This is a genomic window from Methylobacterium sp. Leaf112, assembly GCF_001423295.1.
GTDB lineage: Bacteria > Pseudomonadota > Alphaproteobacteria > Rhizobiales > Beijerinckiaceae > Methylobacterium.
This window is the reverse complement of the sequence record NZ_LMNG01000023.1, coordinates 317,435-330,701: the sequence shown is the minus strand read 5'-3', so window position 1 is coordinate 330,701 and position 13,267 is coordinate 317,435. Positions and strand designations below refer to the sequence as shown.

The 13,267-nt window shown below is 68.8% G+C and carries 22 protein-coding genes; 10 read left to right on the top strand and 12 right to left on the bottom strand.

What is annotated here, in order from left to right; all coding sequences use genetic code 11:
- Positions 1–6: 6 nt before the first annotated feature.
- The 4 genes from nthB (at position 7) to ASF52_RS11970 (ending at position 3,085) form a co-directional block, all read left to right on the top strand.
- The gene (gene nthB / locus ASF52_RS11985; protein WP_056172059.1) at positions 7–741 is read left to right on the top strand and encodes a nitrile hydratase subunit beta; all 735 of its coding nucleotides are present in this window, start codon (positions 7–9) and stop codon (positions 739–741) included.
- 128 nt (positions 742–869) lie between these two features.
- A complete protein-coding gene (nthA, locus tag ASF52_RS11980) occupies positions 870–1,493 on the top strand; it encodes a nitrile hydratase subunit alpha (RefSeq protein ID WP_056172058.1) in 624 nt (207 codons plus the stop codon).
- A 10-nt stretch (positions 1,494–1,503) separates the two neighbouring features.
- Positions 1,504–1,836, top strand: a complete 333-nt coding sequence (locus tag ASF52_RS11975) for a nitrile hydratase accessory protein (RefSeq protein ID WP_056172056.1) — start codon at positions 1,504–1,506, stop codon at positions 1,834–1,836.
- Positions 1,837–1,993: 157 nt separating this feature from the next.
- Positions 1,994–3,085, top strand: a complete 1,092-nt coding sequence (locus ASF52_RS11970) for a HoxN/HupN/NixA family nickel/cobalt transporter (protein ID WP_244473783.1) — start codon at positions 1,994–1,996, stop codon at positions 3,083–3,085.
- Between the two features lie 243 nt (positions 3,086–3,328).
- Here ASF52_RS11970 and ASF52_RS11965 read toward each other — a convergent pair whose 3' ends face one another.
- The gene (locus ASF52_RS11965; protein ID WP_082515293.1) at positions 3,329–3,964 is read right to left on the bottom strand and encodes an SDR family NAD(P)-dependent oxidoreductase; all 636 of its coding nucleotides are present in this window, start codon (positions 3,962–3,964) and stop codon (positions 3,329–3,331) included.
- A gap of 339 nt (positions 3,965–4,303) precedes the next feature.
- Between ASF52_RS11965 and ASF52_RS11960 the strand changes: the two genes are divergently transcribed.
- From ASF52_RS11960 to ASF52_RS11940, 5 genes are read left to right on the top strand one after another with little or no spacing between them, the layout of a single operon-like run.
- A complete protein-coding gene (locus ASF52_RS11960; RefSeq protein WP_056172055.1) occupies positions 4,304–5,908 on the top strand; it encodes an AAA family ATPase in 1,605 nt (534 codons plus the stop codon).
- A gap of 10 nt (positions 5,909–5,918) precedes the next feature.
- Positions 5,919–6,158: a hypothetical protein gene (locus tag ASF52_RS11955; RefSeq protein WP_056172053.1), complete on the top strand. Its 240-nt coding sequence runs from the start codon at positions 5,919–5,921 to the stop codon at positions 6,156–6,158.
- Positions 6,155–6,808 (top strand): hypothetical protein, encoded by a 654-nt coding sequence (locus tag ASF52_RS11950; RefSeq protein WP_056172051.1) that lies wholly within the window; start codon positions 6,155–6,157, stop codon positions 6,806–6,808. Before ASF52_RS11955 ends, ASF52_RS11950 begins: the two co-directional genes overlap by 4 nt.
- Positions 6,808–7,197 carry a hypothetical protein gene (locus tag ASF52_RS11945; protein ID WP_056172047.1) on the top strand — a complete coding sequence of 130 codons (390 nt, stop codon included), beginning with the start codon at positions 6,808–6,810 and terminating at the stop codon, positions 7,195–7,197. The genes ASF52_RS11950 and ASF52_RS11945 overlap by 1 nt, the downstream gene beginning before the upstream one ends.
- A gap of 52 nt (positions 7,198–7,249) precedes the next feature.
- Positions 7,250–7,657, top strand: coding sequence for a hypothetical protein (locus ASF52_RS11940; protein WP_056172045.1), 408 nt, complete (start codon positions 7,250–7,252; stop codon positions 7,655–7,657).
- Between the two features lie 133 nt (positions 7,658–7,790).
- Here ASF52_RS11940 and ASF52_RS11935 read toward each other — a convergent pair whose 3' ends face one another.
- Positions 7,791–8,612, bottom strand: a complete 822-nt coding sequence (locus ASF52_RS11935; RefSeq protein ID WP_056172043.1) for a phage regulatory protein/antirepressor Ant — start codon at positions 8,610–8,612, stop codon at positions 7,791–7,793.
- Complete coding sequence (locus ASF52_RS11930; protein WP_156630118.1) at positions 8,612–9,262, bottom strand: hypothetical protein; 651 nt, start codon at positions 9,260–9,262, stop codon at positions 8,612–8,614. Before ASF52_RS11930 ends, ASF52_RS11935 begins: the two co-directional genes overlap by 1 nt.
- 166 nt (positions 9,263–9,428) lie before the next feature.
- On the opposite strand from ASF52_RS11930, the gene ASF52_RS11925 reads away from it, so the two are divergent.
- Positions 9,429–9,674, top strand: coding sequence for a helix-turn-helix transcriptional regulator (locus tag ASF52_RS11925; protein WP_056172039.1), 246 nt, complete (start codon positions 9,429–9,431; stop codon positions 9,672–9,674).
- Between the two features lie 221 nt (positions 9,675–9,895).
- Here ASF52_RS11925 and ASF52_RS22640 read toward each other — a convergent pair whose 3' ends face one another.
- The 9 genes from ASF52_RS22640 to ASF52_RS11890 all read right to left on the bottom strand — a co-directional run bounded on the left by ASF52_RS22640 (position 9,896) and on the right by ASF52_RS11890 (position 13,267).
- Positions 9,896–10,048, bottom strand: coding sequence for a hypothetical protein (locus ASF52_RS22640; protein ID WP_156630116.1), 153 nt, complete (start codon positions 10,046–10,048; stop codon positions 9,896–9,898).
- Between the two features lie 40 nt (positions 10,049–10,088).
- Positions 10,089–10,433 (bottom strand): hypothetical protein, encoded by a 345-nt coding sequence (locus tag ASF52_RS11920; RefSeq protein WP_056172038.1) that lies wholly within the window; start codon positions 10,431–10,433, stop codon positions 10,089–10,091.
- On the bottom strand, positions 10,430–10,912 hold the full coding sequence (locus ASF52_RS11915; protein ID WP_056172036.1) for a hypothetical protein: 483 nt from the start codon (positions 10,910–10,912) through the stop codon (positions 10,430–10,432). The genes ASF52_RS11920 and ASF52_RS11915 overlap by 4 nt, the downstream gene beginning before the upstream one ends.
- The gene (locus ASF52_RS11910; protein WP_056172034.1) at positions 10,909–11,193 is read right to left on the bottom strand and encodes a hypothetical protein; all 285 of its coding nucleotides are present in this window, start codon (positions 11,191–11,193) and stop codon (positions 10,909–10,911) included. The genes ASF52_RS11915 and ASF52_RS11910 overlap by 4 nt, the downstream gene beginning before the upstream one ends.
- Positions 11,190–11,735 carry a hypothetical protein gene (locus ASF52_RS11905; protein ID WP_056172032.1) on the bottom strand — a complete coding sequence of 182 codons (546 nt, stop codon included), beginning with the start codon at positions 11,733–11,735 and terminating at the stop codon, positions 11,190–11,192. The genes ASF52_RS11910 and ASF52_RS11905 overlap by 4 nt, the downstream gene beginning before the upstream one ends.
- Complete coding sequence (locus ASF52_RS22635; protein WP_156630114.1) at positions 11,735–11,881, bottom strand: hypothetical protein; 147 nt, start codon at positions 11,879–11,881, stop codon at positions 11,735–11,737. Before ASF52_RS22635 ends, ASF52_RS11905 begins: the two co-directional genes overlap by 1 nt.
- 3 nt (positions 11,882–11,884) lie before the next feature.
- A complete protein-coding gene (locus ASF52_RS11900) occupies positions 11,885–12,490 on the bottom strand; it encodes a lysozyme (RefSeq protein WP_244473781.1) in 606 nt (201 codons plus the stop codon).
- Positions 12,487–12,729, bottom strand: coding sequence for a DUF7940 domain-containing protein (locus ASF52_RS11895; RefSeq protein ID WP_156630112.1), 243 nt, complete (start codon positions 12,727–12,729; stop codon positions 12,487–12,489). Before ASF52_RS11895 ends, ASF52_RS11900 begins: the two co-directional genes overlap by 4 nt.
- Before the next feature lie 148 nt (positions 12,730–12,877).
- Positions 12,878–13,267: a hypothetical protein gene (locus ASF52_RS11890; RefSeq protein ID WP_056172029.1), complete on the bottom strand. Its 390-nt coding sequence runs from the start codon at positions 13,265–13,267 to the stop codon at positions 12,878–12,880.

The window sequence follows — 13,267 nt, the reverse complement described above, 5'->3', positions numbered from 1 at the left end:
GGTCACATGAAACTTCAGCATACCCTCGGCGGCCTCGAAGGCCTCGACCCCGTCGCACCGGAACTGCGCGTCTTCGTCGAGCCCTGGGAGGAGCGCATCTTCGGCATCCACACAGCGATGATGGCGCTCAGCACCCAGATCAAACTGCCGCAGACGTCGAGCACCTTCCGGACGGTGTGGACCTGGGCGGACCTGCGCAAGGGTGCGGAGGCGATGAACCCGTTCGACTACTTCAAGTACCGCTACTACGAAAAATGGCTCGGCGGGATATCTGGCTACTTCGTCGCCAACGGCTACATCACGCAGGCCGAGCTCGACGCCCGCACGGACGAGTACCTCGCCGATCCGGGGAAGCTCCTATCGACCGGCGGCACGCCGGAAGTCGACGACCGCATCCACAAGTACCTCATCGACGGGGACTCGCCCTGGCATGAATGGGCGGACAAGCCACGTTTCGCGGTGGGGGACACCGTCCTCATCGGCGATCCGCCGACTGTGGAGCACACCCGCCTGCCGGGCTACCTGCGCAACAAGGTCGGCGTCGTCGAGACCGTCTACGACGACGCGTTCAGCTACCTGTGCTCGACTGGTCCGGACGGCATCGGCCCTGCCATGCCGGTCTACTGCATCAAGTTCGATCCGCAGCACCTGTGGCCGGGCAACGCCGAGCCGGGCTTCCTCATCTACGCCGACCTGTTCGACGCCTACCTGCGACCGCTTGAGCAGCAGGCCGCCGCATAGATCCGACCCCTCCGACGGGCCTCCTCGTCGAGGTCCATCCACGTGTCCGCCCGGCGACTAAGCATAGGACTTGGCCCCCCGGTCCTCCGTCGGCGGCGTCGAACCGGCATCGAGAAGGCAGGAATCCCATGACAGATCGTTTCGCCTATCCGCAGGACCGCGAGAAGCGCAATGCGGCGCGCGTGCGGGCCCTGGAAGCCCTGCTGATCGAGAAAGGCGTCATCACGGACCAGACCGTGGACAAGGTGATGCAGACCTTCGCCACCGAGATGGGCCCCTTCAATGGCGCCAAGCTCGTAGCCCGGGCCTGGGTCGACGACGCCTTTAAGGCGCTGCTCGTGACCGACACCATGGCGGCCGTCACGCAACTCGGGCTTCCGACCGGAGCGGCAGGGGCCGAGGGCGAGCACATGCGCGCCGTCGCGAACACGCCGGACGTCCACAACCTCATCATCTGCACGCTTTGTTCCTGTTATCCATGGCCGGTCCTGGGCCTCCCGCCCTACTGGTACAAGGACCCGTCCTTCCGTGCCCGCGCGGCACGCGAGCCACGGTCGGTGCTCAGGGAGTTCGGGCTTGAGGTCGAGCCATCGAAGGAAATCCGGACCTGGGACAGCTCGGCCCAGATCCGCTGGTTCGTCGTGCCGGAGCGGCCGGACGGCACCCAGGGAATGAGCGAGGACGAGCTCGCGGCCCTCGTCACCCCGGAGACGATGATGGGCGTGGCCATCGCCTTGCCGAAGGCCGCGTGAGGCGGCTGCCATGCAGACGAGCTTCGAGCACTTCGCCCTCGCCAGCATGATGGGGCAGGCCGATGCGCCCCCCAAGGCCAATGGCAGCCTCTGCTTCCATCAGTCTTGGGAGCGGCAGGCGTTCGGCCTCGCCGTCGCGCTCGCCCGGGACGGTCACTTCGAATGGGAGGAGTTCAGGCAGGCCCTGATCGCCGAGATCACCGCGTGGGAGGCGTCCCACGCCCGTGACGACCCGGAGTGGGACTACTATGAGTGCTGGCTGGACGCCCTGGAGCGAGTGATGCGGTCACAGGTCCTGCCCGGTCTCGCGACGGCCGATCCCGCCGGGCGGGTCATGGACTGATGTGCGATTCGGGGGGGGCGCCTCGTCGGACGCGATGCCCGCGCCGATAGGGAACGCACAGCCCTACGAGAACCGCCGGTACGTTCCGGGGGGCGGGAAGTGCCTCGATGAGTGGCCGCGGCGAGCCGGGGCGCGTTTGGCCAACCGGAGCGAGCACTTGACGTCCACACTTCCCCTAGGCCCTGACCTGCCTAGCTCGGTACTACGGCGGATTGGCGTGCTGTACCTATTCCTGGTTTCCGCCAACGTCGCGGCCTGGGCATGGGCGTACGACCTCTTCGCGGGCAACGCAGCCCTGCTCTCGACAGCGCTGCTGGCCTACGTCCTGGGGCTGCGGCACGCGGTCGATCCGGACCACATCGCGGCCATCGACAACGTCACGCGCAAGCTGATGCAGTCGGGCCAGCGACCGGTCGCGGTCGGTCTCTGGTTCGCGCTCGGTCATTCCACCGTCGTCGTCGTCGCGGCCGCGTTCGTCGCACTGGCCACGACCAGTATGCTCGACGTTCCGGGGCGATACAGGGAGCTCGGAAGCCTGGTCGGAACGGGCGTGTCCGCGACGTTCCTGATCCTCATCGGCCTCGTCAATTGCGTCGTCCTCGCTGGGGTCTGTCGCTCCTTCCTGCGCCTACGCCGCGGTGGGAGTGACGCACAGCGGGATACCGAACCCATGGCGCACCACCATGGCGTCCTGACCAGGATCCTGCGTCCCCTGTTCCGGCTGATAGCGCGCCCCTGGCAGATGTACCCCTTGGGCCTGCTGTTCGCGCTCGGCTTCGAGACCGCCACGGAAGTCAGCCTGTTCGGCCTCGCGGCAGCACAGGCCGGAAGCGGGGCGGACCTATGGCTCGTCCTGGTGTTCGCGGCCCTCTTCACCGCCGGCATGACGCTGATCGATGCCACCGATGGCGTGTTGATGCTCAGCGCCTACAATTGGGCATTCGTGCAGCCCCAGCGAAAATTGGTCTATAACATGACCGTCACCCTACTGTCCGTCGTGTTCGCCCTGGGCATCGGGACTTACGAGGCTCTGGATCTTGTCGCCGACCGGTTCGGCTTACGCAGCGAGATTGGTACCTGGCTTGGAAGCCTGTCACACCATTATGATACGCTCGGCTTCGGGATCATCGGCGCCTTCGTCCTCGCCTGGTCGGTCTCCTGGCTCTTGCATCGCCGGAGTCGGTCGAACCGTGTCGAACCCGCCTCGACCGAGTGGCTTGCGGACGGTCGGGGGCGATCCCCGGTCTAGAATGGGACCTATCCGTCTGGATTTGGTGGATCGTACCCATTGCCAGCGGACTGCTCTAGACCCCCGGCAAGTTCCAGGAAGGCCTGCAACAAGCGGCTCGATGTTACAGAGGGTACTGGCCTGCCCCCATCCGGTGGCCCAGGTTTGAAGTTAGTGTGTGGCCCGCGACGAGGATGTTGTGGCCGCCGGAGCGACCATTCCATCTCAATGACAGCTATCGGGCCCCTGCGGGCATTCGCGTGGTTAAACCTGAAGGTCCGCTGATGGCGCGATCCCGACTTCGAACGATCGCATGGCGTCGTCCCGGGCATCCGTTCGGGCCGAGACCGCATTCAGGCGGGGATCCGGCGAGCCGTCCCAAGCGAAGACGCCGCCGGTGTCGTCCGCGCCCAGACCGTTCAGTACGCGTAGGAGATGCTTTGCGCTCTCCTCGGGCGAGAAGACGCCGTCGGCCGTCGGGTCCGGCCGGAAGAGCCGCGACAAGCCGGAGGCGACCGTGCCGGGATGTAGGCCTAAAACAATCGCCTCCGGTCGGCTGCGGGCGACCTCGATCGCGAGTGTTCGCAGAATCTGGTTCAGCGCCGACTTTGAGGCACGGTAGGTATACCAGCCGCCGAGTCGGTTGTCATCGATCGATCCGACCCGCGCCGACAGGGCCGCGAATACGCATCGCTCCCGTCGCGCCAGCAGGGGCACGAAATGCTTGGCGACGAGCGCAGGGCCGATCGCGTTGATCGCGAAGACGGTGGCTATCGCAGCGGGGTCGAGCGCCCTGACCGTCTTCTCGGGCGAGACGTCCGCCCTGTGAAGAAGGCCGGTGGCGACGATGACGAGACCCACCGGTCCGGCTTCGCCGACCCTGGCCGCCGCCGCGGCAATCGTCCCCTCGCCCTGCCATCGTCACCCGACCGACGATGCACTAACTTCAAACCTGGGCCACCGAATGGGGGCAGGCCAGTCTGCCATAACGCGAGGAATTCCACTGGACGCTGACGAGAAAATCGCGCAACGACTGATTCGGTGGGTGGCCACGAAGGCCAGGGAAAACTTCACCAAGAAGTCAGCCTTCGGTTGCGAAGGGCCGCCGATGGGATTCTATTGATTCCGTCGCTAAGGAAGACCTCGATGACCCGCTCGATACAGAAACGGATGACCGCCGCCGCCTGAGCCCTGCTCGGCGCCCGCCTGCGTCCCGTTTCCTATCCTGCGAGATCCCCCATGACCGACGATCCCACACGCTGGGCGCGCCGCGCCGCGCGCATCGCGACGTATGCCGATTCCGAGGAGCGGCTGCGGACGGACCTCTACGGCCGCGCCCCTTCCCAGATCCCGAGCATCGAGGACATCCTCGTCGGCTTCCCGTGGGCCTACGGCAACGTCGACCGCGACATCGCCGCCTGGTCGACCGCCGTCGGTGAGCGGCTGTCCCCGGAGCTGCCCGGGGACGTGCTGCAGGCCCTCGCCGCGTTCAGGGCCAACCCTGAGATCGGTACCGCCCTCGCGCTGGAGACGCTGGCGCTGCGCCATGCGGACGCCGGTTGCAGGCCGCCGCACACCTCGTTCGACCTGCTCGACACCCTAAGGGAGATCGCGGACCGCGCGACGCTCTACCTCGCCGAGATGGGGGACCCGGGCGCGACCGCTCGGGCCGTCGCGCTCTGCGTGGAGACGCTCCACTCCTACGCCACCGTCGCGGGGAGCGATCCCTGTCCCGTACGCGAAATCGGCGTCACGCTGATGTCCCTCGCGAGCCGGATCGCGCGCGAGCCAGGGGCGATCGCCGAGACCGAGAGCGACGTCGATGCGCGGTTCATCATGGAGCGCCGGGCCCAGCGTGTCTCGGCCAAGACGCTGCTTGAGATGCTGGCCATGACGATCGTCGCGCCGGAGCCGATGTCGCCCGAGCGTCAGACGCCGAAGGCCGCCGGGATGGACATGTCGTGGCTCGCCGACCTGCCCGGGCAGTCCGAACCCGCTCCCTCGATCCTCGTGCTGCCGGCCGGTCCGGACGGCAAGAAGGCCAAGGGGCAGGCCGGGACCATCTCCGGCCGCCGGCTCCCGTGCGTCCCGATGCCGGACCTGCAGGACCTCGGGCAGCGGCTGGTCGAGCGCACGCCTTGGGCGGAGGCGGCCGTCTCCCGGATCGTCGGCCTGATGATGGGCCGGCCTTACGCCGCAATGCCGAACATCCTGCTCGTCGGGCCGCCCGGTGGGGGCAAGACCAGCCTTGCGCGGGACCTCGTCTCGGAGCTGGGCGTGCCATCGATCATTTACGCCTGCGCCTCGGCGTCGGATTCCTCCTTCGGCGGGACGGCGGCCCAATGGAGTACGGCGCGGCCGTCCGTGATGGCCCAGCTGTGCATCACCAGCGGGAGCGGGAACGGCATCGTCGTCCTCGACGAGATTGACAAGGCCAGCGCTACCGGAGGGCACAACGGCAGCCTTAGGGAGGTCCTTCTCGGGCTTGCCGAGCCTTCGACGCGCCGGGCCTACTGGGACATTGGGCTGGAAACGGCCGTGGATCTCAGCGGGATCTCGCTCGTCGCGACCGCCAACGGCACCGAATCGCTGCGCGGGCCCCTTCTCGACCGCTTCGTCGTGGTCGATGTCGGCACGCCACGTCGCCGGGACCTTCCCGTCCTCGTTCGCGGCATCCTCGACGATCTCCGCGCCGACGTCGCCGACGCGCGGTGGATCCCCGACCTCGACGGCGCCGAGATCGATGCGCTGGCCGGGGCATGGCGGGGAGGCTCCATCCGTCCACTGAGGCGTGCCGTCGAGCGGATCGTGGCGCTGCGGTCCAGCCCGCGCCTCGCGCACTGAGGGGGCCGTCATGTCGGTCTCCAAGCTCCGCGACCTCCGCGACGACATCGAGGGCCGGGTCACCGACGGCGTCGTCGAGCCGTCCCTCGGCCGAGGCGTCTTCGCCTACGCGTCCGCCCTGCTGCGTCTCGCCGAGGACGGCGATCGCGACCCGGCGCTCGCCCTGCGCGAGGCCCGATCGGCCGCGGCATTCCTCGCGTCCGTCTCCCTCCTGCCGCCCGCCCATCCCCGCACATGGAGCCCGTCATGACGTCCCGAGAACGCCGCGCCGCGCGCGAGCTACACGAATACCTTGCCAGGCTGTTCGGGCCCGAGGCGACGATCGCCATCGATCCGATGCCGGTGCGGCCCCAGCATGCGGACCGCGTCGAGCTCGAAGCGACGGTCAAGCGCACGCCCGCGCTGCCAGCCGATACCGATGCGCGAACCCGGCGCCGGGATACGCCGGAGGGCGCCGCGCTCGCCGTGGAGATCGCCGAGCGCTACGTCGCGGTCAGATCCGCTCGATACGCCCTGCCGAGCGGGCTGGTGCCGACGATGTGCGATCGCGTGTCCGAGGACCTGGAGCGGAGCTTCCCCGGCCTGTTCCCGGCGGGCGCGCTCCAGGTCGACGTCCCCTGGCTCGAACTGGTTCGGGCGACGGCTGAGACCCTCGCCGGGCACGACGCGCTCGCTGGCGTCGTGTCGGCGCAGGTGAAGTCCAAGTTTGCCGAATTGAGGTGGTACGTGGACGGGCTGCCGGAGGAGACGGGCGATGAAATCGCCGCGATCCTCGACGCCGCCAGCTTCCTCTCCTCGGTCGTCTGCGAGGCATGCGGCGCCCCCGGGGCATACCGGAAGGGAGGATGGGTTCGCATCCTCTGCGACGACTGCAATTCGAACCGGAGGAAGAAGCCGTGATGCGCGCCCTCATCCTCGCCGCCGCCCTCGCCGGGGCGGGCCCCTGCCTCGCCGGCTCCATCCCCACGGACCGCATCTGGTCCGTCGCCGTCCATGACGACGTCGACGGGCTCGCCGCCGTGGACGGCACGCTCTACGTCCGCCGCCTCCCCGGCGGCATCCGGTTCCGCTTGGAGTGCCGCGTCTCCTGGCCCGACGGGTCTGCGGATTCGCGGACCTCGGTCTGGGGGCGCGCGACGGTCGACGGCGACATCGTGAAGGGGCGCGTCGAGGGCGGCGAGGACCTCGTGCAGCTTCCCGATCGCCGGTTCGAGCTCCGGCTCGGCGACAGCGGAGGCGCATGGGAGAGCAACGTGCCGGGCTGCCCTCGGGCCGTCCGGCTGCTCTGATTTGTGCTTGGCATCCCCCTCAGGAAGGATGTCCATTGAAAGGACACCCTTCATGCGCCTGAGAGACCTGACCCCCACCGAGACCGCCGCCGTCGAGGCCCGCCGGGACGCCGTCCGCGAGGCCCTGGAGCGGATCGATGCCCCGTGGACGCCGACCGCCGACATGATCGACAAGGCCCCCTTCCTCGACGATTTCGAGGCCCGGGGCGACGGGCTCCACGGGCTCTGCTGGGGCCACCCTGTCCAAGGCGACGTGTTCATCACGACCACGCCGATCGTCCAAAGCGGCGATGGATGGGCCCTCACCCAGAACACATTGTACATCCTCGGCGGCGCGCGCCCGAAGGCGCAGGAGCGGCTCGACAAGATCCTGAGCGGTCGCCGCGGCCGGGGCCGTCCCGTCATCGCATTTGATCCCGATCCCGAGGACGAGGCCGCGCCCGGTCCGCGGATCCCCTGAAATCAACGGCTTACCCGCTCTGGCGGGAAGCCAATCGGCGTTTGGTATCGATTACTTGCGCCAGAAATCCGGCCACGAAAAAGGCCCCCGACTCGGTGCCGGGGGCCTGGTTGGCGGTGGGATTCTAGGGGAGCTAGACGCCCGGGAACCGCGGGGCGAACGTCAGCGCCAGCTTGGCGAGCCCCTTGGCGGTGACGCGGACTTGGTGGACGGCCCGCTCCTCGCCGTCCCGGCCCCGCACGACATCCACCTTAAGGACGAGCGTCCCTTCGTCGAGGCGCTCCTGCATGGCCGTCTCCCGGGTCGTCCCGTTGCGGATGAAGAGCCAGCGCGTCTTCTGCGTCCGGTCCCGCATGTGCGTGAACAGGACGCTCGGCCGGATCCCGAGCTCCTTGGCGGCGTCGGAGATGCAGAACGTCCCGTCGAGGCCGGCGATGCGGCGGAGCGCCTCCACGTGGGGCCGCTGCTCGGCGACGGTCGCCTTCGTCACAACGAGGGCGTGGCTCTTCTCGGCCACCTCGGCCTCCAGCGCGATGTTCCGCTCGGCGTAGGTCCCGAGCAGCTTGAGCACGTTCCGCGGGTCCTGCAGCGCGACCATGGGATCGACGGCGACCTGCCCCTGCCGGAGCGCCGCCTCCATGCGGTCGTAGGCGTTGATGTAATCCTCGCGGAAGGCCGCGGCCGCGTCACCGGTGAAGGCGAGGACGACGAACGCGAAACCGCTCTTGGTCATCAGGACGTGGTCGGTGAAGTCCTTCCCGTCTAAGCCCTTGATAAAGCAGGGTGCGAAATTGCGCTCCCTGAAGTCGGCGCTGCAGGGCGCCTCCCGGATCGAGCGCAGGACGCTCTTGTGCTCGCGCCTGTAGTATCGGGCGACGTCTCGGCTGTCCGCCATCGGCACGCCGTCGTGCAGCTGGATGACCGGGACGGGCGGGATGCGGGTGACGGCGTTCATTACCTGACCTCCACGAACACGACGCCGGCCGGCAGGGTGACGCCGTCGTGGAGGTGGGAGCCGACGACGATGACGGCCTCGTGCCGGTGGCGGCCGTAGAACTCCGCCGCGTCCTCGACGGCCGAGGGCCCGACGCCGCACGGGGACAAGATCCAGGGGAGACGGCGATCCCGGCCGATCGTCACGAATCCCTCGATGACGCCCGATGCCACGACGGGCAGAAGGCAGGCCTCGGCGCCGGGCAGGTACCGCCCCGGATCCTGGGCGAACCGGTCGCACCGCTCCACCTCGGCCCGCGCAGCCGGGACGTTCCGGGGTGCAGTGTCGAACACGATGGTCTCGGTCAGGCTGAGCCGGATGCTCTCGCGCCGGCGGCCGGCCTCGATCATGCGAGCGGTCAGCTGGGCCTCGACGGCCGCGCGGACCGCGGGGAACAGCGGCAGCATGGCGTCGCGCCGGGTGTCGTGCTCGGCGAGGCCGGCGAGGGCCAAGTTGACGTCCGCGTCGGCGAGCGCCGCCTCGTAGCGGGCCATCTCCGAGATGGCGATGGCGGACTGGAAAAGATTGTCGCGCAGGGCCTGGGGATCGATGTCCCTCGGGTGCTGCGCCAACAAGGCGATCGTGCTAACGGTGTGCTTCGGGTCGGGCATGGAGTGTCTACCTCTGTGCTTGACGCTACCGCGGGCGGGCCAACGCTCGCGGTAGCCCCCTAGGGGATCCTGGGGTTACAGAAACTGTACACCTAAGTTCAGATATTCTGCAAGTCCTGTCGATGCGGGGGTGGATTTTTTCTGTCTCTAGGGGCAGAATGTCTGCATGTACCCGAACCCGACAGAACTGCGCGCCGCGCGTGCCCTCCTAGGCTGGACCCAGGAAGAGGCAGCCAAGACGTCCGGCATCTCGGTGCGTACGCTGATCGCCGTCGAGAAGGGCGAGGGAACAACGAAGGCGCTGCACAACATCATGGGCGCGCTGATGGGCGCCGGCCTGCGCTTCATGATGCTGCCGGAAGGCGAGGTGCAGATCACGTATCGCCGACCGGAACGGGATCCGACGCCCTAAGAATTTCTTAGACCGAGGGGTCTGCTCACTTTTGAGCAGACCCCGTCCCCCGGCGCGGCCGCTTGGCCCGGCGAATGAGGTGCGACGGGTAGGTCCCCCACCGCTCGATGCAGGCCGCCGCGCCGTGGCTGGCCAGCAGCGCGAGAACCTGTTCGGGCCTCGGGATCGGCCGGAGCCGGGCTTCCCAGTCCTCCTGGCGATAGGATCGCTTGGTCTGTCCTTCAGGCATGGATGCGGCCCCACACCATGCGCCATCCAAAGGGCATGCCCCTCGGGTGCGCCGTCGGCGCGTAGGCCGGGACGGGATCGGCGAGCAGCCCCTCGCGAAGGAGGGCCGCCAGCGTCAGCAGGTACTGCCGCTCGCCGACGCTCATCGCGACACCGGGGGATCGAGGCCGGGGGAGAAGACGGCCCTCATGGCCGTCCCCCGCGACGCTTGAGGGCGGCGGTGTTGCCCTCGGTCGCCAGCGTGTCGTCCTCCGTCGCGCCGGTCAGGTGCTTGATGGCCCGCGTCAGGTCGGCCGCGGCTTCCCTGGCGTTGTCGATGAGCTCGCGATCGTCGGCATGAAGACGGAACGTGGTTGGTCGCGGCGAAGGCGCCTGGTCAGGCACGGTCGTGTCCGACGATCGACGCTGTTTGACGATGCCGCCGACGATGCTCAGGCCCGCTGCGAGGAAGCCGAGCACGGAGGCGATCACGGCCTTCCATGGCTCTGCGGCGGTAAGGTAGGATCCGGCCGTCGCGAGGATGCTGTTCACGGCGCGAAACCCTCCGGCAGCGGCGCCGGGGGTGCCGCCCGCATCATGTCCCAGACCCGTCCGGCGACGACGATGTCCCGGCCGGCACAATAGGCGGATCGAATGTCCGAGACCGCGAGGGCGGCCGAGAAGGCCGCACCCACGCCGAACGCGTTGACCGAGGGCACGTAGAACAGCAGAGCCAGGTAGGCGTGCAGCGTGGCTCCCATCATGGCCGTGAGAGCGCGGAGCAAAGGCGTCCGGCGCCAATGCCCGTTGATCGTAAGGGCCGCGATTCGAACGAGGGCGATCGAGCCGATGACTAGGGCCCATTCGCTCTCGGGCATGATGCTCGCGAACCGGTCCCAGATGGCCCCGGTGCTGAACGTGCGCCCGGGCAGCGCGAGCACGATGGCGACGAGCAGGTCCGTCCCGGCGCAGTGCCACTCCAGGGCCCGGGACGGGGTGAAAACGGTCGGGATGCCGCGGATCGACCTCATGGCTTGGACCTCACGATGTCCGCCACGGTACCGAGCTTGCGCCTGCAATCCCGACCGGCGGAGACCAGGTCGAGCAGGTACGGGGGAAGGTCCCGCTGCCGGGCACCGGGCCCGGGCGGAGCGGGCTCCGCCGTGCAGCGGAGCAGGGACGGCGCGACCGTCGGGCGGACCTCGACGACGCGGTCGACGTAGACCGTGGTCGGCTCGACGGTCTGGCATCCGCACAGCATCATCGCGAAGCCGAGCAGGACGAGGCCCCAGGCTAGGGTCCGGGCGTTCATCGCGACCTCCGCTTGGCAGGGGCCCTCAGGGCATCGAGGGTTGCCTTCATCGAGGGGGCGAGCTCGGCGTCCTCGGACGTCGCCTCAAGGGGGCCGGCGTTCAGGGCCCGATAGACGTCCGACCGGCATGCCCGGGCAGCGATCTCGGCCGCCTGGCGCGCGACGGAGATCTGGTCGGCATCGGACCGCGCCTGGACCGCGTCGGCCTCGTAGGCCTGCGCTTGGCGATCGATGTCGGCCGCCAGGTTCTTGGCTGTCTCGGCGTTGGCCTGCGCCGTCGATGCGAGCTGCGCGGCGTCGGCAACCGCCTTGTCGAGCCGTGCCTGCAGCGTCTCGACCTTCGCCTCGGACGTCGCCAGGTCGGTCCGGAGCCGATCGAGGTAGCCGGCTCCGGCGAGGGTCACGGCCACCACGGCAAGGGCGGCCGCGACGCGGATCCCGTGCACGGGGAGCAGGAGGAAGGCCGCCACCGCCGCGGCGACGGCGACGATGCCGCCGATGCCGAACGGGGTGCTGACGAGGGAGAGGAGCAGCTCGAACATCAGAGACCCATCCTCCAGCTGTTGGGCTGGCAGGTGCAGCCCTTCGCCTTGGCGCGGGCGATGGCGACGCTCGCCACGGCCCCGACGACGGTGTCGAAGGCGAAGTAGACGAGGACGGCGATGACGAGGATGGCGGTCGTGCTCATGGCTCAGACACCCTTCAGGCAAAGGGCGCGTTCGGCCTGACGCCGCTTGACGAGCCCGGTCAGGACGCGGCCGCCGGCCTTGTCGTAGAGGAGGAAGGCGTTGCAGGAGGCCCTGCGGTCGCCGGCGTTGTAGAGGCGGACGATCGAGCTCCGACAGAAGCCGCCGGTGCCGATGTTGTAGGAAAGGGAGAGGGCCGCGACGTAGAAGTCGTCGCCCATGGGGCGGGTGACGCAGCGCTCGATGGCGGGCGCGTAATCCTCGCCGAGGCGCTTCACGAGCATCGCCTGGCATTCGGCGACGCTGAACCGCTGCCCCATGCGGACGCCCTTGGTCTCGCCGATGCAGACCGTCGGGACCCCGATCGAATCGCGGTATGCGGTCGTCCGCATGCCCTCGAAGCCGGTGATGGTCGTGCAGCACAGGAGCGCGAAGGCGGTGCCGGCGATGAACCGGCCCTTGCCCTTGGGGGCGGCGGAACGCTTCACGTCGAGGGCAGCCTGCACCGGGATCGGCGCGGCGGCGGCCGGCATGACGACGGGATGGGCCGTGGCGATGATGACGGCCGCGGCGGGGCGCCGGAACGCGCGGAACAGGTTTGCGAGGTTCATGCCTCACCTCCCGTGCCGGTACCGGACACCTTCTCTTGAGCGACGCAGCGGGCGGCGAACGCGGACATGGTCAGCGCCATGTTGGCGAGGGCCAGCGTGGGCGCGGAGACGAGCTCGGATCCGGCGAAGTAGGAGACGCTCGCCTGTGCCGCATCGAGCACGGTGGCGAGGGCGAGGAAGCGCACCGACCACGCGTGCTTGAGCACACATTCGATGTTCTCGACGAGGCGGAAATTCACGGCGGGCACCCCTGGATGGGGCTGCCCCCGGGTGGACCGGTCGGGACGTCCTGGCGGGGCGGGGGACGGGAGAGACGTCGCCGGGGCCCGGGAGCAGCGTGCCCCTAGGGGAACGTCCGCGCGTGCATCGGCCAACACATGCGAGGCGTCAGGCGGCCCTGGCGGTGACGGCGGGGGGCGTTCCCTTGGATGCAGCGGCGGACTGGACGAGGTCCGGATCCTCGAACCCGAAGGCGACCTTCCTGAGCCCGATGGCCTCGGCGATCTGGTAGGCGCGCTTCAGGGAGATATCGACGTCGTACTCGCCGTCGAGGAGGCGCCAATGCTCCCCGGCGCGCCAGCCGGGGATCGACTGGTGGATGTCCCTCGACCGCATGCCGAGACGGCAAATGCGGGCCCGGCACATGTCGAGCAGGATCCCCTTGTCGGAGAGGTAGCTGTCCGCGCAGTGCGTGGCCACGGCCCGCTTGCGGAGGACGATGCCCGGCTTGTCCGAGCCGTAGAGGACGTCCTCGGCGAAGGAGGAGACGCTGAACAT